The organism is Bacillus sp. CHD6a, from assembly GCF_001293645.1.
Classification (GTDB): domain Bacteria; phylum Bacillota; class Bacilli; order Bacillales; family Bacillaceae_I; genus Sutcliffiella_A.
Genome location: NZ_LBMD01000006.1, coordinates 71,334 through 96,072 on the forward strand (window position 1 = coordinate 71,334; position 24,739 = coordinate 96,072).

A 24,739-nucleotide genomic window follows, 5' to 3' on the forward strand; every position below is an offset into this window, starting at 1 on the left:
CCTTTTAGGTTAATTGCAGAGAATTATTCTTCTCCTTCGTCTCCACTATCATCTGGTGGTGGATCAGTAGAGTTATCGTCGCCGTCACCGCCGTCTTCATTTCCTCCACCATCGTTTCCACCGCCACTTCCATTACCGCCACCACCATTGGAAGGTGGTTTAGGATCCGGCTTTGGCTTAGGTTTTGGTTCTTCTTTTTTATCCGGGTCTCCAAGCTTTGCCGAGCTGGATGGAGCAGATTCTTTACCACTGGCATTAACTGCAGTGACATAGAAAAATCCGGATTTTTGAGAGACCTTGGTGCTCATGTTGTTGTCAGCTTGCACGGAAGCAATTCTACGTGCAGAGCTTGCGCTGTTTTCTTTATAGTAAACATAATACCCAATAACGTCTTTTTGTGAGCTTGCTGCCCAAGTTAAAGTGGAACCGGATACGTTTACACCTCCAACTTGTTTCGGTGCCGAACCGTTAGCTGGTAGAGGGTCCTCAGAAAGTACTGTCAATCCATCAAAGAGAGTTTTATCTTTCATGTATTTAGCGAGTTCTTCCAAGCTATCCAGTTGAAGTTTCTTCAAGAAATCCGGTTTGATCATCGGACCTTCTTTAACAAATTCCGATGGCGTTGAACTTAATGGTGCATAAGCAACGTCCCCAATTTGAACATATTTACCTGTTGTTAAACTATCATCCGTTTTTGTAGGAGCATATTTTGCATTGAAAATATCTTCTCCAACAAGGCCTGCTTTTTGGCAAAGGGTGGATGGCAGCAACCCTGACAATTTACAATAGCTGCGGCGAACTATTCCGCCTGGCATTTGGAACTGTCCGGAAGGGCCGATTAGTTCAGGATTGATGTCGTAGGCACCGTTTAAAAGTTGTGCCCATAGTATTTGGCTTCTCTGGGTAGGGGTTCTACCACTGTTTGATCTTAATACATGTCGCTCGTCATACCCCATCCAAAGACCAAAGGTGATATTTGGATTTGAACCCATCATCCATATATCATGTGTATCCTGCGTGGTACCTGTCTTTCCGGCCCAATCAGAACGGAATTGAATATGGTCTCTTGCTACGTTTGCGGTACCTCTTCTAAAAGTATCACGCATAGTATCTATCATTAAATATGCAGTCTGAGGAGAATAAATTTCTACAGGCTCGACTTTATGCTCATAGATGACTTCCCCATCTTTGGTTTTGATACTTTCAATTAAGTATGGTTCAACGTAATTTCCGCCGTTTGCAAATGTTCCGTAGCCTGCTGTATTTTCTTCTACGCTAACCCCGACAGATGGTGATCCAAGAACTGCAGAAATATTTTCAGAGTCCGCTTGGGTTAGTTTTTTGAAGTTTTGTTTGTACAAGTATTCCATCGGTCTTTGTGGAAGTATTTCCATATATCCTCGTATTGCAGCCAAGTTATGGGATAATGCCACAGATTGACGCACAGTTTGAAGACCGTTGAATTGGTTATTCCAGTTGTTCGGAGACCATGCTTCTTGACCAGGGATTTTTACAGTCAACGGTGTATCTGCAAGTATACTACCAGGTTGCAATGTTCCCATTTCATACGCAGGTGCATATCCAAGTAAAGGTTTCATGGTTGAACCGTTATGACGCCAAGTATTGGTAGCGAAGTTTAAGTCCTTCAGTTTGAAGTCTCTTCCTCCAACAAAACTAATGATTGCGCCAGTTTTGTTGTTCATTAATAAAGCTCCAACTTGTTCTGCGTTTTTGGCAAGCAATTCTCCAGTATCAGGATGTGTTTCCTCTTCATAAGAATAAACTTTCGTTTCATTAAAATAAGGAAACTCCTGTGTTATCTGTCTCATTTTTGAATAGATATCCTTATCTATCGTTGTCTTAATAACATAGCCTTTTTGTCTAAGCGTTGTATCGGCTAACTGTAAATATTCTCTAAGCAATTCTTCGTTGTTATCCAATTCTTCTTGTTCATAGCCATCGTTTATTGCTAACTGCTCTGCAATGATTTCTTGCGCACGTTCTTCAATTTCAAATGCAACATATGGGTATTCTTCAATAGCACTGCTAGTAGGATTTGCTAAATCTTTTGTAATGTCATAAGCAAGTGCTTCTTCATACTGATTATCATCAATATGTCCCATTTGATGCATACGGTGAAGTACATATCGCATTCTATCAAGACCTGGTTCCAGTCCTTCTGGAGTTTTTACTTCCGCTGAACGTGTGAAAGGAGTGTAGGCAAATGGACTTTGTGGAAGTCCTGCAATAAAGGCAGCTTGTGGAATGGACAATTCACTAATGTCTACACCAAAAATCCCCTCTGCTGCTGTCTGAGCTCCGGCAATGTTTCTACCGTTTGAATCTCTACCAAAAGGGGAAACATTTAGGTAGGCTTCAAGTATCTCTTCTTTCGAGAAATAATTCTCCAGGCGAAGGGCGAGGAGTATCTCTTTCGCTTTTCGATCAAAAGAGACATCATTTGTTAAAATTTGATTCTTAATCAACTGTTGTGTTAACGTACTACCACCAGTTTGGTTAGCAGAATTTGTTACTTCCTGAACAAGGGCACGGACGATGGCTTTTGGTACGACCCCTTCATGTTCATAGAAATATTCATCTTCGGTTGAGACAAGTGCGTTAACTAAATGCTCTGATACGTTATCAAGGGACACTTCTTCTCGAAGTAGATCTGCACGATATTTTCCTAAATAAACGTCATTGGCAAAATACATTTCTGTAGATTCTTCGTAGTTGTAAATGTTTTTTCTCAAATCTTCATAAGAACGGATGGGCTCTTCTTTGACGAGTGCTGCAAAATAACCCGCACCTGCACCGCCAGCGAATGACACCCCAATTACTCCGATAACGAGAAAAACAAGAATGAGATTCCACACTACTAAATATGTAATGTTGGCGCCTTTTTTCGTCTTATTATTTATAAAAAATTGAAAAAAGGTCTGTGATTTTTCTTTGAACTTGTCGTAGTTTGACATATTTTATCTACCCCCCGGCAAATCATACTAATTATAGCATATTGCGGTTTTATAGCGACAAATTTTTTGTTTTCTTCCAAAAATTTCTTGATGTTTCTGTTGACATGATACTATTTTTTATGGTAAAAAGACTTTATATAAATTTTTGATTAGTTATAGAATGTGCTAAGACAGGAATAAGTAGTACAAATAGGCATGCTTAAAGAGAGCTGATGGTTGGTGAAAATCAGTACACCTGTTTGGATGAATTACCTCCTCGAGCATCTTTTGGGAACGGCCGCATTTTAGCTTAGTAGCAGGAGACGGTGAGAACCGTTACATTTTTGAGTGGGAAAGCGGCTTTGTCTGCTTTTCAATTAGGGTGGTACCGCGTATAAACTCGTCCCTTCTTTTACAGGAGGGATGGGTTTTTTTGTGTTTAGGCACTTCTTAACACCGCTGAATTATATTAACTAAAGCAACAAAAAAGGAGATATTACGATGAGTTTATTAGAGGATTTGCAGTTTAGAGGGTTAGTGAATCAGATAACGGATGAAGAGGGATTGACGAAACTTTTATCGGAAGAAAAGGTGAAGTTGTACTCTGGTTTTGATCCAACAGGAGACAGCTTGCATATTGGTCACTTGCTTCCAATACTTACGTTGAGAAGATTTCAGCAGGCAGGTCATCATCCAATAGCATTAGTTGGTGGCGGTACTGGATTAATAGGAGATCCAAGTGGAAAGAAAGCGGAACGTACATTGAATACGTCTGATATCGTTGTAGAGTGGTCTAATAGAATTAAAGGACAACTTTCTCAGTTCTTGGATTTTGAAGCAACAGAAAATCCTGCAGTAATTGCAAACAATCATGACTGGATTGGGGAAATGAATGTTATCACTTTTCTTCGTGATGTGGGGAAAAACTTTGGTCTTAATTACATGCTTGCAAAAGATTCCGTACAATCTCGTATTGAATCTGGTATCTCTTACACGGAATTCAGCTACATGATTCTTCAATCATTGGACTTCTTGCATTTATACAGAGGCCAAAATTGTAAACTTCAAATCGGCGGAAGTGACCAATGGGGAAATATCACAGCAGGGATGGAGTTAATCCGTAAATCAGAAGAAAATGCCAAAGCTTTTGGTCTGACGATTCCTCTTGTAACGAAAGCGGACGGGACGAAATTTGGTAAAACAGAAGGCGGCGCAATTTGGTTAGACCGAGAGAAGACGTCTCCATACGAGTTCTACCAATTCTGGATCAATACAGATGACCGTGATATTGTGAAATACTTGAAATTCTTTACGTTCTTGTCGCGCGTTGAGATTTTAGAGCTTGAAAAAGAATTGCAAGAGGCGCCGGAAAAACGTTCAGCACATAAACGTCTAGCAGAAGAAGTTACTAAGTTGGTGCATGGTGAAGCTGCTTTAGAACAAGCAATCCGTATTTCAAAAGCATTGTTCAGCGGATCCATTTCTGAACTTTCTGCTGATGAAATTAAACAAGGTTTTGCAGATGTTCCTTCTTTTAAAGTGGAAAACGAGGAGCAGCAGGCATTGGTGGAATTGTTGGTTGCAAGTAAGATAGCACCTTCTAAGCGTCAAGCGCGTGAAGATATTACAAATGGTGCTATTTCTATTAATGGCGAAAAGGTTCAGGATCTTGCTTATGTGTTAGGTGAAAGCGACCGCATTGAAGGGCAATTTACTGTTGTAAGAAGAGGAAAGAAGAAATACTTCCTTATTAAATACTAATCTTTTACGACGGCTGTCCTTTGGGCAGTCTTTTTTTGACTGGTAGGAAATTAGATCAAACTTTCTTGATGAAGACCTCAGTGAAGGTGGAATGGAGTGAGAGATGTCTTCAAGACCGGTATGAAGACGCCCGTGACGTGAAAATAGAGTGAGAGATGTCTTCATAGACGGTATCAGTAATCGTTACCGTGAAAAAGTAGCTATTTTTTCCACCCTCTACCTTAATAGGTGGTAGACTTAATTGTATGTGGATGAACTATTAGGAGTGATGTGTAGTGTACCGAAAAGAGGTTTATGTTTTTGATCAAGACAAGCCGGTTAAAGCTGTTATCCGAAATTATCGGGAAAAGGACTTTTCGCAATTGATTCGCGTTCAACAGGAATGCTTTCCACCTCCTTTTCCGTCAGAGCTATGGTGGAATGAGGCACAGCTAAAGAATCATGTTGATTTGTTTCCAAAAGGGGCACTGTGTGTAGAAATTGCCGGGAAAATTGCTGGCTCGATGACGGGATTACTTGTGAATTACACTCCCGATGATCCTGACCATAGCTGGGAACACATAACGGATAATGGCTATATACGTAACCACCAGCCTAAAGGGAACACTTTGTATGTGGTAGATATTAGCGTCAGTCCAACTTACAGGAAGCTTGGACTTGGAAAGTGGCTCATGCAATCCATGTACGAAGTGGTCATTCAGCTTGGGATAGAACGTTTACTGGGTGGAGCAAGGATGCCACACTATCATAAGTATAAAGATGAAATGTCAGCGGAAAGATACCTTGAAAGAGTAGTGAGAGGCGACATCAAAGACCCCGTCATTTCTTTCCTCTTACACTGTGGACGTACGCCTGTAAAAGTGGTCAAAAATTATCTCGAAGACGATGAATCACGAAATCATGCCACATTGATGGAGTGGAAAAATCCATTTAAACTTTTAGAATTGACCTGAACGGCCGGAGTTATAGACCTAGGCAAAATGTAGTATGGATCTTTTTAATAGAGCTACAATATCTTATTTTTGTAAATATGAATAAACATAGTAATTGGATAAATACAAAAGTTGGTGTTGGAAAAAGATGCTTGTAAGACCTTATTGCAGTAATGCAAGTAAAATAAAATAGAAGAGTTTAGAGCTTGTAGTTGATTGTCATTATGTTGACAATAACTACAAGCTTTTTATGTTTTGGCTCTGTTAAAGGATACTGTTGATTTTTGCATGAACGCAACTTTTTTGGCATATATATAAATACTTATTTTTTTATCAAGGAGTGGAATATTGGAACAAGCCAGAGTAAGAAATGTAAAAAAGGTTCGTTATATTGTTAAAAGAAGGGTTTTAAGATTTGGTATCACAGTAAGTCCCATAGTCATTGCCTTAATTATTCTCTGTTGGGTTAGATTTTTTGGATAGTAAATTAAATGAACAAAACCCCCCTTAAAAGTTGATTAAGGGGGGTTTTGCTTAGTAATCTAAAAAGATTAACGAGAGTAGAACTCAACGATTAGTGCTTCATTGATTTCAGCAGCTAATTCAGAGCGCTCAGGTAAACGAGTGAACGTACCTTCTAAAGCGTCAGCAGTGAAAGTTAGGTATTCTGGTACGAAGTTATTTACTTCTACAGATTCCTTAACAGAGCTTAGGTTGCGAGACTTTTCGCGAACTGCAATTACTTGACCAGGTTTCACGCGGAAAGATGGGATGTCTACGCGAGATCCATCAACCGTGATGTGACCGTGGTTAACTAATTGACGAGCTCCACGACGAGTGCGAGCAAGACCTAAACGGTAAACCACGTTGTCTAAACGAGATTCTAAAAGAATCATGAAGTTTTCACCGTGCTTACCTTGCATTTTACCAGCAGCATCAAAAATGCTACGGAATTGACGCTCATTTACGCCGTACATGTGACGTAATTTTTGTTTTTCTTGTAATTGTAAGCCGTACTCAGAAAGCTTTTTACGTTGGTTAGGACCGTGTTGTCCTGGTGCGTAAGGACGCTTTTCTAATTCTTTACCTGTACCGCTTAATGAAATGCCTAGACGGCGAGAGAGTTTCCAACTTGGACCTGTATAACGAGCCATGAATGACTCCTCCTTCGTGTTATTATTTGTTGTAAAATAATAACAGATGTGACTCATCTACTTGACCATTTTGTTTTCATGTATCCTCGCTCTGCAGCAAAGAGTTACACGATACACCTCCGAAATAAGTTACGGGGAACAAAATGAATCAACATAGCATACCACATAGGCTGCAATATTTTACACAAAGGCTATTATATCGGAAAAATGGATAAGAAGTCAAGGATAGTTTAGAAAAGGTTGGGGACATAAAAAAATGCGGACTATTAAATAGGATAAAGTAGCAGATGTTTATGATATAATTTTTTCAGAATTATATCAAGGTGGAATGAAGATGTATAAAGAAACAGGTAAGGAAAAATTGATCCGATTCAGCATTATTTCAGCAATTGCTGCGGTAACACTCTATTTATTTGTAAGTAAATATACCTCAACTAACGAAACGGCCGTTGTCCAACCAGCCCCAAAACAAGTGAAACAACTAGTTGTCGTTCTTCAAGAAATGAATCTACAACATGATTCTCCAGTGCTAGCCATGGTGAAAGAACATGAAAATCAACCAATGCTGATTATTTATACAGTGGACATTGGAAATAACTATCGCTTTGAAACTCAGTACGCCGTGAATTTAGAAGAGGCGCCGTCTGATATAAAACGGGATGAAGTCTCTGATGGGGTTTGGTTGAAAACAGACAACACCTGGAACTATTACAATTCACAACTGCAGCAAGTTAATAGGCAAGAACAACATATTAAAAAGGAAGAGTCGACATTTTCAATTGATATCAATGAAGTGGATTCTAAAAGGTATGAACTAAAGATTCATAACGAAGATGGAACAGTACTAAAAAAGGAACTAGATAACGAACCGATTTCAGTTGTTTCACTATCTGAACAGAAGGATCTTTGGTTTGTTTTATTTGAAAAAGACACGATTTTATTAGTTCCGTAAAATAATACTAGGAAATTGTTACCTGTTACCGTTATAATATAGGTAATAAGTAATATAAAAGGTGAAAAAAATGGAATCCAATAACAAATTGCTCGAAATTAAAAGCAGAATATTTGATTTTTTCCTTTCGTCTTCCAATTTTACACAAACTACTTTTCTCACACAGTTACAGCTGCTGTTGAAAGAAGAACTTCAAGCAGAACAGGCTATTGTAACGTTGAGAGGGGACTTCCTTTCACAAAATCAATCTTTTATTTGTGAGCAGGCAGTTTCCTATTCTGTTCATTCAGGTGAAGGTAGTAATGTGGAAAATGTCATTATCCCTCTTTTTAATGAGGATCATGCAATTGGAAAGATTGACCTGCATTTTCATTCTCCTGTACCTCTTCCACTAGATAGCTTCAATCAAATATCAAAAGAACTCTCAATTATTTTTCACCATTATAATCAATACATACATAAAAGAAATGAAGATAAACAATATCAAGAATTGTACACCATCACTTCCAAATTTCATTCAGCCATGAAGGTAGAAGGAATTCTATCTGAAGTGATTAAACTGTTGCAAAGAATGTATGAGGACTTTTCCTACCTTCTTTTACTTACGTCAGATAATGATGACCTCAAGCATCTACCCATTAAGAAATTGGATTTTGAAGATAACAATATTTGTGCCATGAATGCCTATGTGACAGGCGAGGTTCAATATGAAAATTGTATTAAAGATAGAAGAGCGAATATCTATGTCCCTATAAAAGGCGGACAAGGGGTATATGGTGTCCTGCAGATCATCTCTTTAGATGCTGCGACCCTTCCTGAATCAGAGATAAAGTTTATTAAACTTCTGGCAGATGAAACAGGAGCAGCACTGGAGAATACGCAACTTTATGAGCAATCCAAGCAGGTTATATCTGATTTGCAACTAATTAATGAAACTTCTCGTCAATTGAATACGAATTTAAGGCTGACCGAAGTGACCTCCTTCATGGTGAAGAAAATTCTTCAGTCCTTTCACGCAAAAGAAGTAGCATTTGTATTCTATCAAGAAAAAGGCACAGAGATTTTGCCAGGTTCAACAACTTTCTTTCAGCAACATGACATAGAAGAATATCTGCTACACATGAAGGAGTTTTTATATTCTGATGAAGAACCTCTTTTTATTGGAGATCTTCGTCTACATAAACGTTTATCGGATCTTCCCTTCTGTTCCTGCATGGTGATCCCCATGATCATACCAAATGGGGGAAGAGGGGCTTGTGTGGTGACACACCCATTGCCTTATTTTTTCAGCTTTGAACAATTCAAACTTTTGCAGTCACTTATTCATCATTCGACTTTGGCTTTTAATAACTCCATGCTGCGGGAAGAATTGGAGAAATATGTTATAACCGATTATTTGACAAAGCTTTATTCCAGAAAATACTTAGACGATAAAATAGAGAAGTCTATGAAAAAAGATACCTACGGGACATTCATTCTTTTAGATATAGATGACTTCAAAATTGTGAATGACACGTTTGGCCATCAGGTAGGAGATAAAATCCTGATCCAGGTCGCCGATATTATAAAGGGAAATATCAGAGAGACCGATATCGGAGCAAGATGGGGCGGAGAAGAACTAGCCATTTATTTACCGAAAGTAGATTTGAAATTAGGCGAAAGTATAGTCCTTAGGATTATAGAAAAGATTAGGGAACAGACGAATCCGGGAGTTACAGTTTCATGTGGAATTTCATTTTGGAACAAGAATACCCAGGATACACCAAGGGACCTCTTTCACAGAGCGGACTATGCACTTTATAAGGCGAAGGATCAAGGGAAAGACCAATTGGTTATAGAGGATTTTTCTTCTATAAATAAAAAGATTAATAGCTAGAGACAAACCCCTTCATCTGTTACAGATGAAGGGGTTTTACAATCTTGAATTAATTTTAGTGAACACTAAAGAAAACGCTTTCATTTTTCTGTTGTTTGCCATATGCTAGTAATGGATGGGAAATTGGAAGGGAGATATTTTTATGGATAAGCAGAAAAAACAGCAGTTTGAGACGGAAGTTATTCATCATGGATATGATAGTTCCATTTATCAAGGAAGCTTGGCACCGCCAATCTTTCAAACTTCTACTTTTTCCTTTCAAACGGCACAACAAGGGGAAAACAGGTTTGCAGGAGAAGAAGAGGGTTATATTTATTCAAGACTTGGAAATCCAACAGTAAAAATGCTAGAAGAGCGGATAGCAATCCTTGAAAACGGTGAAGCAGGTCTTGCATTCGGATCGGGTATGGCAGCAGTTTCCGCTGTATTGATCGCATTAACAAAAAGTAACGACCATATCCTTTGTTCACAAGGTATCTATGGATGCACGTTTGGTTTATTACAATTATTGAAAGATAAATATAATGTGTCACATAGCTTTTGTACGATGCAGACAGAATCGGAGATCAGAGAAGCCATCCAACCAGAGACGACATGCATCTATGTGGAAACACCAATCAATCCGACTATGGCTTTAATAGACTTGGAACTTATCGTTTCCTTAGCTAAAGAGAAAAATATTAAGGTAGTGGTTGATAACACCTTCTGCTCTCCTTATTTGCAGAAGCCGCTAGATCTAGGTTGTGATATTGTAATTCACAGTGCAACTAAGTATATTGGGGGACACGGGGATGTGATCGCCGGCTTGATTGTCGGTTCTAAAGAGATGATTACAGAAATATCCATGACTACATTAAAAGATATTGGTGGTGTCATGTCACCGTTTGATGCGTGGCTCCTGATTCGCGGACTGAAGACTTTGCATGTCCGTATGGACCGCCATTGTGATAATGCGGAATATATTTTTGAACATTTAGAAGCACATCCTAATGTGAAGAAGGTTTTTTATCCAGGTGATAAAAAGAGTGAATCATATCCAATTTTGCAAAAACAGATGAAAAAGGGCGGGGGACTTATTTCATTTACCATTAAAGGTGGAAAGGAAGAAGCGCAAAGACTGTTAAATGAACTGCAGCTGATTAAGATTGCAGTGAGTCTAGGGGATGCAGAAACCTTAATCCAACATCCGGCTACGATGACCCATGCGGTTGTACCAAAAGAAAACCGAGAGCTGATGGGGATAACAGACAGCCTGCTACGTCTATCTGTAGGTCTAGAAGGCAAAGAAGATATATGGCAAGACCTCAAACAAGCATTAGATAGTTTATAAGAAACATAGAAAAAGCGTCTACTCCTTTGTTTAAGGTTAGACGCTTTTTTTCATGAGATAAGAAATTATTTAATACGATTGATTTCCGTTCCAGGCGCTTCGCTTGCCTGCGGGCGGTCCGTGAGCCTCCTCAGGCTTCGCCTTCCGGGGTCTCACCAGTCCCTTCCTCCCGCGGGCGTCTACGCGCCTTCCACTCCAATCAACAAGGTGGCTTCATGTATTTGAAGGGTTTTTGAAAAGGTATTACATAGGATTACGTTATTTTTAGCTGTGGATTGGAGCAAATGGCGTAGACTCCAGCGGGGGAGTAACGGTAGCTTGAGACCCCGCAACGAAGTGAGGAGGCTCAAGCACCGTCCCGCGGAAAGCGAAGCCATTTGCGGAAAGGAACAGCGGCTATTAACTATTCACTTATCTTCTTTTACTGGATCTTTCTTATGCAGTAGCAAGCAAGATAGAAACAAATTTCTCCAAATAGTCTTTATCCAGCTCATCAAAACGATCCTTGATTGGGCTGTCAATATCAAGAACGCCAATAACTTTCCCATCTACAACCATCGGAACAACAATTTCAGACTGTGATGCTGCATCACAAGCGATATGACCCGGGAAAGCATGCACATCAGCCACAAGTTGTGTTTCCATGGAAGATGCAGCCGTTCCGCATACACCACGGCCAAATGGAATTCTTACACATGCAGGCAAGCCTTGGAACGGTCCCAACACCAACATGTTTTGTTTAGACTCATCTGTTAAGTAAAAGCCGACCCAATTCACTTCCGTTAAGAATACATTTAACAGAGCGGACGCATTGGAAAGGTTGGCAATGAAATTAGGCTCATCGGCAATAAGAGCCTGCAATTGTTTTAGCACAAGTTTGTAGTTTTCTTCTCTTGTACCTTTATAGTTTTCGACTTGAAACATCATAATCCCCTCGCATTTTCATAGCTAATTGTGGAAAAACAACAACATAAGTAGAATACCTACTGAAGTTGTCGACATTTAATAAAAGGATATACGTTCATCTTCACGAAATCAATAATTAAGAATCGAAATCACCAGAAAGGGTGAAGAAGATGGAAAAGACGAGGCAACGAATTATTGATGCAGCAATTATTCTTTTTAATACAAAAGGGTTTGATGGTACCTCTGTACGGGAGCTTGCTAAGAAAGCAAATGTAAACGTGGGGCATATCTCCTATTATTTTGATAATAAAGCAGGACTCCAAGAGCATTTATTATCTAGTTTCTTTGATCAGTATGTTTCTATATTGGAGAAAGTTTATAAAAAAAATTCCTCTCATACAGCAAAGGAATGCCTTTTGGAATGTGTGGAAAAAACCATGCTGTTTCACCGCGAAAATCGTCAATTGGCAAGGTACGTATATCGGGAGCTTACGTTTGATACAACTCTTGTCAGGGAAATCATGTCAACGTATTTAACGAAGGAGAAGTATTACTATAAGGCAATTTTAGAAAAAGGGCATAAAAAGAAAGAGTTTCATGTTCCATCTGTTCTGATGGCTGTGATGCAATTGAAAAGTATGATTAGTACGCCATTTTTGCAGTCTCAGTATTTGGCTGAGGTTTGGCATATTATGCCGTATGAAACGTCTGCAGTAGATCAGTATGAGAAAGTTATTGTTCAATGGTTGGAGCAGTTTATATTTGTGGAGCAAGAGCAGTTAGAGAAAATTGCATTATAATATTCCACTTACTGTTGATATTCGCTTTCAGCAGGCGGTCGGGGAGCATCCTCACTTCGTTGGAGGCCACTGAAAAACTATTTGAATTAAGGTTGCTAGTAATCTTAGCTGTAGATTGGAGCAAAAGGTGAAAATAGCGGTAGCTTGACCCCGCAGCAGAGGAGGCCACTGAATAACTGATAACGTAAAGTTTTTATTGATTCCTAGCTGGTGATTGGAGCAAAAGGCGAAGACTCCTGAGGGAGATAAAGGTAGCTTGAGACCCCTCAAGCGTTGCGAGGAGGCTCAAGCACCTTCCCTAGGAAAGCGAAGCCATTTGCGGAAATCAACAGCGGTGTTTAAAGAAATTCTAAAAACAATGACTTTTTCAGTGGCCTCCAGCAGAGCGAGGAGTCTTCGCGCCCTCCGCTCAGATCAACATGGACATTCTTATAATAACTCTTTATCCATAAATTCATATCCTTGGCCTAATCCCTTTGCTGTGTGTGCGTCAGATCCGTACACAAGAGGGATTTTTCTTTTTTTTGCTTCTTTCGCAATGGACATAGGAGGATAGGAATCTTTACATAGTGGTTTGACAAAACCTGCACCATTATAGTCCAGTTCATAGCGTTTTTGAGCAATTGCATCCAAAATAGGGTCGGTATACTCCTGGATGGCTCTAGTATGTGGAAAGCGCTTTTTGAATTTCTCTACCAGTGTAATGTGGCCGATTCTTTTAGGTTTGTATGGCCCTAAATCAGAGTTGATGGATTTTAAGAGAGTGGAAAAATAAGATTCATAAACTGCTGAAATACCTCCGAAAACCCCGATAATTCTTTCAAACTCATCCTCACTGAAGTCTAAGCAATAATACGAGTCCTCATTCTTTAAAAAATGAACTGATAATATGCTGTCATCTAACAGGGGTCCGAGCTCTCCTAATATGTCACGAGTTTCTTTTTCGTATCCATCAATATAATCCACTTCCAAACCTATGTTAATCTTTATGGCATCTTCATAAAAGGACTTCATTTTCTGCAACTCTTCCAAATAGGTAGGAATGCTGTCCCAATCCATCGCACTATCCTTGTCCGGGGCTGGATCAATAAAAGATTTGGGTAGTGGAGCGTGTTCTGTAAAGGAAATCTCTTTGTAGTTTAGTTGTAAAGCTTGTTTAATATACTTTTCTATCGTATCTGTGCTACCATGCGGACAATAGGGGCTATGGACATGTTTGTCGATAATCAAGAAAAACCCTCCGATACTAGAAGAAATATGTAAAAAAATTAAAAATATTGGTCAAAAAATGTCGTTTACATGGTATCATAAAAACATTGAAATATAAATAAAATGGGCGTGGAATATATATCAACCCATTTAACTCTTTTATACATATATGAATTATTGATTTAGATAAAAAATGAACATAGAAGACAGGAACCACCATCTAGGTAGAAGGGGACTAGGTATGGAGTATATAATTGGGATTTTAGCACTAGTAGTTATTTTTATTAGCATCAGTTTTGTTAGAAGGAAGAAGATTTATCAAGAAGTGGACCGCTTAGAAAACTGGAAAGTATCGATTATGAACAAACCGGTATCAGAGGAACTTTCCAAAGTGAAAGATTTAAACATGACCGGACAGACAGAACAGCTTTTTGAGAACTGGCGTTATCAATGGGATAATATTTTATCAACAGAACTTGTAAATATTGAAGAATACCTTTTTGATGCAGAGGATTTCGTTGATAAATATCGCTTTAAAAAAGCGAAAGATGTATTGTCGTTAGCTGATAATAAACTTCAGGAAATTGAATGGAAAATTAAAGCGATATACGAAGAATTAGATGAACTGATCGGCAGCCAAGCAAAAAGTGCTGAAGAAAATGAAAAATTGGAAGCAAAATACTCTAATTTTAAAAAGCAGTTGCTTAACCAACGTCATCAATATGGAAGCACAACCCCTTTATTGGAGAAAGAACTGGAACAAATTCAACAGCTTTTCTCAGAATTCCACCAATCTATATCCAATGGAGATTATCTAGTTGCAAGAGAGTTAATCGCCAAAATTGAGAAAGATTTAGAAGTTTTTGAGGCCAAACTAGAACACATTCCAGGGCTGTTAATTGAATGCCAGTCTGTCATTCCTAGTCAACTTGCTGAAGTGGAAACAGGCTATAAGGAAATGCTTTCAGAAGGGTATATCTTAGATCATGTAAACCTAGAAAAAAGCATTGCTAGCCTTCAAGATAAACTCAAGCAGTCTACGATGTTGCTTATGGAGACTAAGAGTTTGGAAGCTAAAGAAGGTGTTGAGGTTATTAAAAACGAAATGGATGATCTTTATGATCAGATTGAAAAAGAAGTCTTGGCAAAACACTATGTCGTAAAAGAACTTCCATCTGTTGAAGCTATTCTGATCGCATTGTCATCTGCAAGTGAAAAGACAAAGCAAGAAACATACGTGGTGCAGGAAAGCTATCAGTTGCAGCAGGAAGACATTCAAACACAGCAGAAAATAGAAGAATCCATGCGCACACTTAATGACCGTTATGAAAAACTCAGTGGACACCTTCTTGAACAGACCATTGCCTTCAGCATTTTAAAAGAGGAGTTGGAGGACATCTGTGAACAGATTAATTCTCTTCAGGACATCCATCAACAATACACGGAAAGCTTGATGGCATTGCGGAAAGATGAAATGGCTGCAAGAGAACAGTTAAACTCTTTAAGAAAAATGCTGTTTGAAGTAAAACGTTCTATAGAAAAAAGTAATATTCCTGGATTACCAAAAAGCGTATTTCAAGAGCTATCCCAAGCGAATGATCAGCTAAAGGCTGTAACGGAGAAATTGGAAGAAAAACCGTTAAATATCGTAGAAGTAAATGCTGTGTTATATGAAGCAGTAACAAGTGTTGAGAAATGCCATGAAGAAGCAATGGATATTCTTGATCATGCCTATTTAGCGGAAAGTATTATCCAATATGGCAATAGATACCGCAGCAAACATCCTACCGTACACCAAAGCTTGGTAGAAGCGGAGCAATTATTTAGAAATTATGAATATAAAAGTGCAATGGAAGAAGCGGCTACTTCGCTTGAAAAGGTAGAGCCAGGTGTATTGAAGAAAATAGAAAAAGTACTTGAAAAGGTAGACTAACAAGTGAAGTACGCGCAAACTTTACTTGCAGCCGTCCTACTTATCAGTGGGATCTTTATCTGGTACAGTTTTTATTCAACCTTTCAGGAAAAGAGAGAAGAGAGTGCTTCACCTGCAATTTCGCCTCCTTCACAAGAAGGAATAGAAGAAACAGAAGCGCCTCCTTCACAAGAAGAAGTAGAAGAAACAGAAGGGCCTTCTTCAGTAGATCAAGATAAGGATGAGAAAGTTACTATTTCATACATTCCTCAAAATGGTATTACTCAGCAAATGGTCAATGAGTGGAACATAGAGGATGAACGTATCAGCATCGACCGCCTACTATCTCTACTAGAAAAAAACAAACCATAAAAAAAGGCTTGGATTCTTAAATCCAAGCCTTTTTTTAAAGAGTAAGAAAGTATAAAATCCAGTGATGTCCGTGCCAGGCGCTTTGCTTGCCTGCGGGCGGTCCGTGAGCCTTCTCACAACTCTTCAGGGGTCTCTACCTGTCCCTTCCTCCCGCGGGCGTCTAAGCGCCTTCCAAATCAATCAACTGCTGAGAATAACCAAGCAACTAAAAAAGAACTGGACGATTTTGCCCAGTTCTTTTTATGGTATTACGCAATGCTTTCATTAGACTGCTTTGTAGTTAAAGCACCAACAACCATCCCAACTAACACACCAATCGCTGCTGGAACCAACCAACCTACCCCTTCATTGTAAAAAGGAAGTATGCTGAAAATGTCCTGTAAGAAAGTCACCTCAATCTCAGCCGTAGCCAATCCATCCACAAAACTAACAATACCAGTGAATAGCAGTGCAAATCCATACACAAACGACTCATTTTTCCAACGATAGAACGAAAGAATAATCAATACAATGGCTAATGGGTATACCATAATCAATACAGGCAACGATATCGTAATCAATTGCTCTAAGCCGACATTAGATACAACCAAACTAAAAATGGACAGGATTGCCACAAATACTTTATATGAAACGGAAGGCATAATTTTAGAGAAAAATTTGCTTGTCGCAGAAACAAGTCCGACAGATGTTGTTAAGCATGCAAACGTAATTGCAAGACCTAGAATAACCGCTCCGATAGAACCAAACAGATAATCGGCAGCACCAGATAATATCTGACCGCCATTTCCTGCGGCACCTACTGCATCAAGACTAGTTGCCCCAAGATAGGATAAACCTGCATAGACGACAGTCAAACCAATGGCAGCAATAAATCCTGCCTTTAAACAAAGTGAAGTAATCGTTTTTCTATCTGTTACACCTTTATCTTTTATTGCAGAAATTACAACAATTCCGAAAACTAAAGCTGCAATGGTGTCCATAGTTAGATAGCCTTCAAGGAAGCCCTTAAAGAAAGCTGAACTTTGATATGCTTCTGTTGGAGCACCGATAGCGCCCATAGGAGTGATAATGCTTTTGACAACAAGAATACCAATTACCAGCAACAATATCGGTGTTAAGACTTTCCCAATTCGATCTACAAGTTTTGCTGGATTTAATGCAAGATAATACGTAATAGCAAAGAATACTAAGGTAAATACAAAGAGTGCCAGGCCCTGTGAATTAACTGATTCAGGTAAGAAAGGAGTAGCAGCAATTTCAAAGGCTACAGTACCTGTTCGCGGGATACCAAAAAACGGGCCAATCGCTAAATACATAATGATAGTAAAAACAATTCCGAAAATTGGGTGTACACGATTAGCCAGTGTTTGAAGGTCGCCACCAGTGTAGGCAATAGCCATTACTCCAAGGAGTGGCAGTCCGACTCCTGTAATCAAGAAACCTATAACAGAGATTCCTACGTTATCACCGGCTGCTTGTCCAAGTAATGGTGGGAAAATCATATTCCCGGCACCTAAAAATAAGGCGAACAGCATTAGTCCCAATACCAATATATCTTTATTTGTATATACTTTTTTTTGCATGAAAATCCTCCTGCTGAGAAAATGAAATGAATACGTTTTCATCCTATCATAATCTTGATGAAATTTGTCGAATAACTTAAAAGTTTAACAATTCAATATTTTAGAAAAACAAATACTAGTTTAACATGTCTATACATGTTTAGAAAGGGAAAAGGAACTATTTCTAATAAATACCTCTCTACTGTGTCCTTATAAGGGAAGGCAATTCTTTTCCATAGATATAAAATGTGCTAACATTAATATTCGCTTAGAAGAAAATATTATCTATATTAAATTGATGACTAAAATTCTTCATCATGCTAATGGAGGATGACCATGATCTATTTAGACAATAGCGCTACTACTAAACCATATAAAGAAGTGTTAGATTCTTTTCTAAAGGTGTCCACAGAGTATTTTGGAAATCCATCCTCTCTTCATTCTCTTGGAGGCGATGCAGAAATGCTTCTTCACCGTTCAAGGGAGACAATTGCCTCCTTGCTACATGTTCATCATAAGGAAGTCATTTTCACCTCAGGTGGAACAGAAAGCAACAACTTGGCGATAAAGGGATGTGCCTTAAGCAAACGAAATATCGGGAAACATATCATCACAACTGCTATCGAGCATCCTTCCGTAACAAATGCGATTAAAGATTTAGAAAAGGAAGGCTTTGAAGTAACGATTCTTCCTGTTGATAAAGAAGGAAGAATTACTGTAAAGCAAGTGGAAGACGCGGTAAGGAAAGAAACGGTGTTGGTTTCTATCATACATGTGAATAATGAAACTGGTGTAATACAACCGGTAGAAGAAATTGGAGAATTACTTCAAACCTACTCCAATGTGAGCTTTCATGTTGACCATATACAAGGGATCGGGAAGGTTCCGTTAAGAATGGATGTAATAGATCTTTGCTCACTTTCGGCTCATAAGTTTCACGGGCTAAAAGGAAACGGTGTACTTATTGCCAAAAATGGAGTCAAGCTTCATCCGCTTCTTAGCGGAGGAGATCAGGAATGGACGTTACGTTCTGGAACAGAGAATGTGGCTGGGATAGTTGCAATGACCAAAGCTCTACGAATGACCTTAGAGAATAGGGAAAACTACTTGTCAGATTTACTTGCGTTGAAACAGTATCTTCTTGATGAATTAGTGCTGATAGATGGAGTGTTTATTCATACATCCAACATTCAAAGCGCCCCGCATATTGTCAATTTTTCCGTACCGGGTATAAAGTCGGAAGTACTGGTGCATGCATTAGGCAATAAAGATATTTTTGTATCCACCACTTCTGCCTGTTCTTCCAAGCGAAAAGCACCAAGCAAGACTTTAATGGCGATGGGTGTGACGAGACAGCAGGCGGAAAGTGCTATTAGGATAAGTATGACCTACAGTACAACACAAGAAGAACTACGCTTACTTTTAAAAGAACTTATCCAAGCCATAAAAACAATAAAAGAAGTAACGAGGTAAAAAACATGAACTATGATCACATATTAATACGATTTGGTGAACTGTCTACAAAAGGAAGAAATCGTAAACAGTTTGTGCAGCGACTGAGCTTTAATATACTAGAAAAGATTAAGGACTTTCCAAACGTCACTATTGAAAAAAACAGAGACAGAATGTACATCAAATTAAATGGGGAGCCGCATGATCAGATTCTAAATCGGCTTCAAAGCATCTTTGGAATTCACTCTTTTAGCTTAGCTGTTAAAACGAAAACAGAACTAGAAGAAATGAAAAAAGGAGCATTATTCGCTCTCGAGGCGTTACCTTACAAAGGAAAAACGTTTAAAGTGACTGCTAAGCGCGCTTACAAAAAATTCGAACTTGATACCAATGAATTGAACCATGCAATCGGATCACATTTATTGCGAAATACGGAAGACTTGACAGTGAATGTAAAGCAACCTGATATTAATTTAAGAGTGGAAGTCAGAGAAGAAGCCACCTATATTACGTGTAAGGATATTGCCGGCGCAGGAGGTCTACCAGTCGGAACAAGTGGGACCGGTGTGCTAATGCTGTCTGGAGGGATAGACAGTCCGGTAGCAGGTTATTTGGCAATGAAACGTGGCATTAGACTGGAGGTTGTCCACTTCTTCAGCCCTCCGTATACAAGTGAACGTGCGAAACAGAAAGTAGTGGAACTGACAGAAAGACTGACAGATTTCGGACACTCCATTAATTTGCATATTGTTCCGTTTACAGACATTCAAGTAGCCATACAAAAACAAGTGCCGGAAAACTATACGATGACGTCCACCAGAAGATTTATGTTAAAGATTGCAGACAAAATCTGTGAAAAAGAGCAAGGGCTAGCTATTATTACTGGAGAAAGTTTGGGGCAAGTGGCTAGTCAAACGTTGCAAAGCATGTCGACCATCAATGAGGTAACTTCCACTCCAATCATTCGTCCGCTTATTACAATGGATAAAATAGAGATCATGGATATTGCCAGACAAATTGATACATTGGAAATTTCCAACCGCCCTTATGAAGACTGTTGTACCATTTTCACCCCCTCTGCACCAAAAACGAAGCCCAAAAAAGAAAAAATCAATTTTTACGAAAGTTTCTTTGATATCGATAAAATGGTGAACGATGCAGTGGAACGAACAGAAAAGGTTCTTATCACAGGGAAAAAGGAAGAAGAAAACAGTATTATCCACGAACTATTTTAACAGACTGTTACTGTGAAGAATTACCATATTTAAAATATGAATGATGCCATGTGTTTTTACACATTCTATATTCACAAGGAGGTGAAAACACATGGCAAACAACAGTTCAAACCAACTAGTTGTACCTGGTGTACAACAAGCTCTTGACCAAATGAAATACGAAATCGCTTCTGAATTCGGAGTTCAACTTGGTCCTGATGCAACTGCTCGCGCTAACGGTTCCGTTGGTGGAGAAATCACTAAACGCTTAGTTCAAATGGCTGAACAAAGCTTCAGTGGCGGTTACCAAAAATAATATATAAAATGGCTACGAGGTGGGGGAAACCCCACCTTTCTTCTATTCTAATCTTGGAGGTGCTTTTTTATGAAGGAGCAAAATCAAGTAGAAAAACAGCAGAAGAAACAGGGGAGAAAACGCCGCAACGAACCAAAGCATGCGGTTAAATCGAATGAGCAATAAATAATGTCTGGGCACCTTCTTTTGGGAAGGTGTTTTTTATGTTTTATAAAGTATGTGCCGGGAGAATTTCTTGCGTGGTAGATCAGTTTGAACAGCGGGAGGAGTTGGACTAGATGCTTTTAGAAATACGGTATTTTAGGATATTTCATAGAAAAATGCTCCAATTCTAGGTGTGGAAATTTGGTTCGGTCAATTTTCTATTTGGTTTGGACAATTTTTAATGGAATATACAGGGAGTTCGGACAATTGGATGATAGGTTTGGTCAAATATCCTAGTAGGTTCGGTCATTTAAAAATTTGGTTCGGTCACTTTTCGAAAAACTTCGGTCAATTATGCGAAATCTTCGGTCAATTTCCAAAAATCTTCGGTCAACTTCCCCAAAACTTCGGACATTCTCAAAAGATTCCACATTCCCCTCCAAAAAAATAACGAAAATTTCCACAAAATAATTCAAATTATTTTAAAAATTTTGTAATATAGAGGTAGTACTATTACAAAGGGGATGACTTCATATGAAAAGAGAAGAACTTTTAGCACCGCAAAAGTACAATCTGGTTGAAGAAGTGGAAAAGTACACACAAGAGAGGGAAAGGCTCGCACTCATTTGGGAAAGTGAGCAAGGGGAGAAGGAACAAGTAACATATCAAGAATTAATGAAAGCTGCGAATAAAATTGGAAACGCTTTACTTTCAAAAGGACTGCAAAAAGGGGATGTAGTTCTTGTCATGATGCCACGGCTTATCGAGTCGTATCAAGTATACTTAGGTGCACTTAAAGCAGGTATTGTGGTTATTCCATGCTCTGAAATGTTAAGGGAAAAAGATCTGGCATACCGAATTGAGCACGGAGATGTTAAAGGGATTATTACATATCAACCATTTGTGGAACAGGCAGATAAATTAGAAGAAGTTAGCAACCTGGTAAGATTCAGTGTTGGTGGTTTAGCGGAAAAAGGCTGGACAAACCTGCAAGAAGCGATGGAAAAACAGTCAGATCAACTTGAATTTGCTTCCACATCAAAAGACGACATGGCTTTCCTATCCTATACATCTGGTACAACGGGCAACCCTAAAGGCGTAGTCCATACACATGGCTGGGCTTATGCGCACCTTCGTACCACTTCTAATAACTGGCTTGGTATCGAAGAAAATGATGTAGTATGGGCTACTGCTAGTCCTGGGTGGCAGAAGTGGATTTGGAGTCCATTCTTATCGACCCTTGGTTCAGGGGCAACAGGCTTTGTCTATCATGGAAAATTTGATCCTAACACCTATCTGAAGCTTTTGGAAAAGCATGAAGTGAATGTCCTTTGTTGTACACCGACAGAGTATCGTTTGATGGCGAAAGTGGATAACTTGAACGCTTATCAGCTGCCACATCTCCACAGTGCAGTATCAGCCGGAGAACCATTAAACCGTGAAGTGATTGACACTTTCCGAAAACATTTCCAAATCGATGTCCGAGATGGCTATGGCCAAACGGAAAACACGCTGTTACTTGGTGTTTTAAAAGGAATGGAAATTAAATCTGGTTCCATGGGAAAACCGACACCTGGCAACCGGGTAACCATTATTAATGAGGATGCTGAAGAGTGTGCGGTGGGGGAAGTCGGAGACATCGCAGTACACGTGGAAACACCTGCCCTATTCAAGCACTACTACAAAGATCCTGAACGTACTTCCAGACAATTTAGAGGGGACTATTATATAACTGGAGATAAAGCAAAGAAAGATGAAGAAGGATACTTCTGGTTCGAGGGGAGAAGTGATGATATTATCATCAGTTCTGGCTACACGATTGGACCTTTTGAAGTAGAAGATGCATTGGTAAAGCATCCGTTAGTGCGCGAATGTGCGGTAGTAGCTAGTCCGGATGAAATTAGAGGGAATATAGTCAAGGCGTTTGTAGTACTTCAGGATGGAGTGGACCAACAAGAAGACAAACTAACTAAACTACTTCAAGAGCATGTCAAGGAATTGACAGCCCCATATAAGTACCCAAGGAAAATTGAGTACGTTGGGGAGCTTCCTAAAACTACTTCTGGAAAAATAAGAAGAATAGAATTAAGGCAGCAAGAATTCGCTCAAGCCGCACAATCCTGATAAAGGGCAAACAGGCAGGTTGGTGGGGATCAGATTCCTTTGACCCCAGCAATACTGCCTTTTTTTATGCAATTTTTTTGTGCCAGCCCTTCATAAATGATAATCTAAATGTAATTTTACAAAAAAAAGGAGAAAGATCACCATGGGAGAAATTTGGTACGGCGGAACAATTTACACCATGAAAACAGAATTGGAAACGGTGGAAGCGGTGTACACAGAAGATGGACTTATCAAAGACATCGGTACGCAAGAAGAGCTTTTCTTAACATACCACCATGCACAAAAGCAAGATTTGAAAGGGGCAGTTATGTACCCTGGCTTTACAGACAGTCATATGCATCTGATTGGACACGGGGAGAAATTATTACGACTAGATTTGTCGAACTACACATCCCCCCAAGAGGTAAAAAAAGCATTACTGAAAAAAGTCCAAGAAACCCCTGAAGGAGAATGGATCTTTGGAGAAGGATGGAATGAGAATAATTTTGTTGACCGGAAAATTTTCCACAGAAACGAGCTTGACGAAATCACTTCCAATCACCCCATGATTTTATCAAGAGTTTGCCGTCATGCAGTTTTAGTCAACAGCAAAGCAATGGATATTGCTGGCATTACAAAAGAAACGGAAAATCCTCCGGGTGGAGTGATTGTAAAAGATATCGATGGCGAACCGACTGGGTACTTACTTGACCAAGCGCAGGAATTAGTGAAAAAGAAGATACCAAAAGCGAGTGAAAGTTATTTATACAATGCTCTAAAAACTTCTATTGAAGATTGCTTACGCCTCGGCTTGGTAGGCAGTCACAGTGAAGATTTAAGCTATTATGGCAGTTTTGCTAAAACATTTGGAGCGTTTGAACATGTAATTGAACGGGACAAGTTAAAGTATCGTGCCCATTTGTTGGTTCACCATGAGGTAGTGGATGATATGCATGAAGAAGGTCATACGTTTAAAGAGACAACAGGATTCATTACCCTTGGTGCCATGAAAATTTTTGCAGATGGTGCACTGGGAGGCAGGACTGCGTTGTTAAGCCGTCCTTATAATGATGCTCCGGAAACATCTGGGGTGGCTATCCATACACAAGAACAACTTATGAGTCTAGTAAAAAAAGCAAGAGAATATGGAATGACCGTTGCCGTTCATACCATCGGTGATCTTGCATTTGAGTATATGTTAGATGCGATTGAAAACTATCCTGCTCCAGAGGGGGAGAGAGATAGACTTATTCACGCTCAAATCTTAACGAAGGACCTGATAGATCGTGCAAAAAAACTACCACTCATTTTAGATATTCAACCACGTTTTGTGGCAACAGATTTTCCTTGGATTATCGAACGTTTAGGAGAGGAAAGACTTAATTATTCCTATGCATGGAAGACACTTATAGATGAAGGACTGATTTGTGCAGGTGGTTCTGATGCTCCAATTGAACCAGTTGATCCAATTCTGGGAATTCACGCTGCTGTTACAAGGCAAACACCCGGGGACATAGAAAGAACTGTCTATCAACCAGAACAACGTCTTTCCATGTATGAGGCAATCCGTCTCTTTACAAAAGGTAGCGCACAAGCTATTTCAGAAGAACATAAACAAGGAATCATCAATAGAGGCTATTACGCAGACTTCACAGTACTCGATACCGACCTATTCAAAGCAACAGAGGACGACATATTAAACACAACCGTGACCATGACAATCGTTGACGGCACGGTTGTGTATAAGAAATAGTAAAAAGGACATCGCGTTCATGCGGTGTCCTTTTTAC

Annotated in this window: 18 protein-coding genes and 1 other annotated feature; of the genes, 13 read left to right on the top strand and 5 right to left on the bottom strand. The window is 39.3% G+C overall.

The features are described from left to right. Positions 1-23: 23 nt before the first annotated feature. Complete coding sequence (locus AAV98_RS06480; protein WP_060664751.1) at positions 24-2,975, bottom strand: transglycosylase domain-containing protein; 2,952 nt, start codon at positions 2,973-2,975, stop codon at positions 24-26. Between the two features lie 158 nt (positions 2,976-3,133). Next, positions 3,134-3,365, top strand: a binding site (T-box leader). Between the two features lie 90 nt (positions 3,366-3,455). On the opposite strand from AAV98_RS06480, the gene tyrS reads away from it, so the two are divergent. Together tyrS and AAV98_RS06490 are read left to right on the top strand one after the other, a co-directional pair. Continuing rightward, positions 3,456-4,715 carry a tyrosine--tRNA ligase gene (gene tyrS / locus AAV98_RS06485; RefSeq protein ID WP_060664752.1) on the top strand — a complete coding sequence of 420 codons (1,260 nt, stop codon included), beginning with the start codon at positions 3,456-3,458 and terminating at the stop codon, positions 4,713-4,715. Between the two features lie 275 nt (positions 4,716-4,990). Then, positions 4,991-5,668, top strand: a complete 678-nt coding sequence (locus AAV98_RS06490) for a GNAT family N-acetyltransferase (RefSeq protein ID WP_060664753.1) — start codon at positions 4,991-4,993, stop codon at positions 5,666-5,668. A gap of 530 nt (positions 5,669-6,198) precedes the next feature. On the opposite strand, the gene rpsD is transcribed toward AAV98_RS06490, so the two are convergent. Further along, on the bottom strand, positions 6,199-6,801 hold the full coding sequence (gene rpsD / locus AAV98_RS06495) for a 30S ribosomal protein S4 (RefSeq protein ID WP_060664754.1): 603 nt from the start codon (positions 6,799-6,801) through the stop codon (positions 6,199-6,201). 334 nt (positions 6,802-7,135) lie between these two features. Here rpsD and AAV98_RS06500 point away from each other — a divergent pair, with 334 nt between their 5' ends. From AAV98_RS06500 to megL, 3 genes are all read left to right on the top strand, one after another. After that, positions 7,136-7,753, top strand: a complete 618-nt coding sequence (locus tag AAV98_RS06500) for a hypothetical protein (protein ID WP_060664755.1) — start codon at positions 7,136-7,138, stop codon at positions 7,751-7,753. Positions 7,754-7,823: 70 nt separating this feature from the next. After that, positions 7,824-9,629 (top strand): sensor domain-containing diguanylate cyclase, encoded by a 1,806-nt coding sequence (locus AAV98_RS06505; protein WP_231687706.1) that lies wholly within the window; start codon positions 7,824-7,826, stop codon positions 9,627-9,629. Between the two features lie 142 nt (positions 9,630-9,771). Then, entirely contained in the window at positions 9,772-10,959 is a 1,188-nt protein-coding gene (megL, locus tag AAV98_RS06510; RefSeq protein WP_060664756.1) for a methionine gamma-lyase, read from the top strand. Between the two features lie 435 nt (positions 10,960-11,394). Here megL and AAV98_RS06515 read toward each other — a convergent pair whose 3' ends face one another. Further along, positions 11,395-11,883 carry a GAF domain-containing protein gene (locus AAV98_RS06515; RefSeq protein WP_060664757.1) on the bottom strand — a complete coding sequence of 163 codons (489 nt, stop codon included), beginning with the start codon at positions 11,881-11,883 and terminating at the stop codon, positions 11,395-11,397. A gap of 152 nt (positions 11,884-12,035) precedes the next feature. Between AAV98_RS06515 and refZ the strand changes: the two genes are divergently transcribed. Next, positions 12,036-12,665 carry a forespore capture DNA-binding protein RefZ gene (gene refZ / locus AAV98_RS06520; protein ID WP_082380799.1) on the top strand — a complete coding sequence of 210 codons (630 nt, stop codon included), beginning with the start codon at positions 12,036-12,038 and terminating at the stop codon, positions 12,663-12,665. Between the two features lie 429 nt (positions 12,666-13,094). Here the strand turns inward: refZ and hisJ are convergent, their stop codons facing one another. Next, the gene (gene hisJ / locus AAV98_RS06525) at positions 13,095-13,895 is read right to left on the bottom strand and encodes a histidinol-phosphatase HisJ (protein ID WP_060664759.1); all 801 of its coding nucleotides are present in this window, start codon (positions 13,893-13,895) and stop codon (positions 13,095-13,097) included. A 220-nt stretch (positions 13,896-14,115) separates the two neighbouring features. Between hisJ and ezrA the strand changes: the two genes are divergently transcribed. Together ezrA and AAV98_RS06535 are read left to right on the top strand one after the other, a co-directional pair. Beyond that, on the top strand, positions 14,116-15,807 hold the full coding sequence (gene ezrA / locus AAV98_RS06530) for a septation ring formation regulator EzrA (RefSeq protein WP_060664760.1): 1,692 nt from the start codon (positions 14,116-14,118) through the stop codon (positions 15,805-15,807). A 3-nt stretch (positions 15,808-15,810) separates the two neighbouring features. Then, complete coding sequence (locus AAV98_RS06535) at positions 15,811-16,158, top strand: hypothetical protein (protein WP_060664761.1); 348 nt, start codon at positions 15,811-15,813, stop codon at positions 16,156-16,158. Positions 16,159-16,406: 248 nt separating this feature from the next. On the opposite strand, the gene brnQ is transcribed toward AAV98_RS06535, so the two are convergent. Continuing rightward, positions 16,407-17,741, bottom strand: coding sequence for a branched-chain amino acid transport system II carrier protein (brnQ, locus tag AAV98_RS06540; protein WP_060664762.1), 1,335 nt, complete (start codon positions 17,739-17,741; stop codon positions 16,407-16,409). A 315-nt stretch (positions 17,742-18,056) separates the two neighbouring features. Here brnQ and AAV98_RS06545 point away from each other — a divergent pair, with 315 nt between their 5' ends. The 5 genes from AAV98_RS06545 to AAV98_RS06565 all read left to right on the top strand — a co-directional run bounded on the left by AAV98_RS06545 (position 18,057) and on the right by AAV98_RS06565 (position 24,702). Beyond that, positions 18,057-19,193 carry a cysteine desulfurase family protein gene (locus tag AAV98_RS06545; protein ID WP_060664763.1) on the top strand — a complete coding sequence of 379 codons (1,137 nt, stop codon included), beginning with the start codon at positions 18,057-18,059 and terminating at the stop codon, positions 19,191-19,193. Between the two features lie 5 nt (positions 19,194-19,198). Continuing rightward, entirely contained in the window at positions 19,199-20,407 is a 1,209-nt protein-coding gene (gene thiI, locus AAV98_RS06550; RefSeq protein ID WP_060664764.1) for a tRNA uracil 4-sulfurtransferase ThiI, read from the top strand. A 91-nt stretch (positions 20,408-20,498) separates the two neighbouring features. Then, on the top strand, positions 20,499-20,702 hold the full coding sequence (locus AAV98_RS06555; protein ID WP_010195477.1) for an alpha/beta-type small acid-soluble spore protein: 204 nt from the start codon (positions 20,499-20,501) through the stop codon (positions 20,700-20,702). 678 nt (positions 20,703-21,380) lie between these two features. Next, positions 21,381-22,970, top strand: a complete 1,590-nt coding sequence (gene mbcS, locus AAV98_RS06560; RefSeq protein WP_060664765.1) for an acyl-CoA synthetase MbcS — start codon at positions 21,381-21,383, stop codon at positions 22,968-22,970. Positions 22,971-23,112: 142 nt separating this feature from the next. Beyond that, on the top strand, positions 23,113-24,702 hold the full coding sequence (locus AAV98_RS06565) for an amidohydrolase (RefSeq protein WP_060664766.1): 1,590 nt from the start codon (positions 23,113-23,115) through the stop codon (positions 24,700-24,702). Positions 24,703-24,739 lie beyond the last annotated feature (37 nt).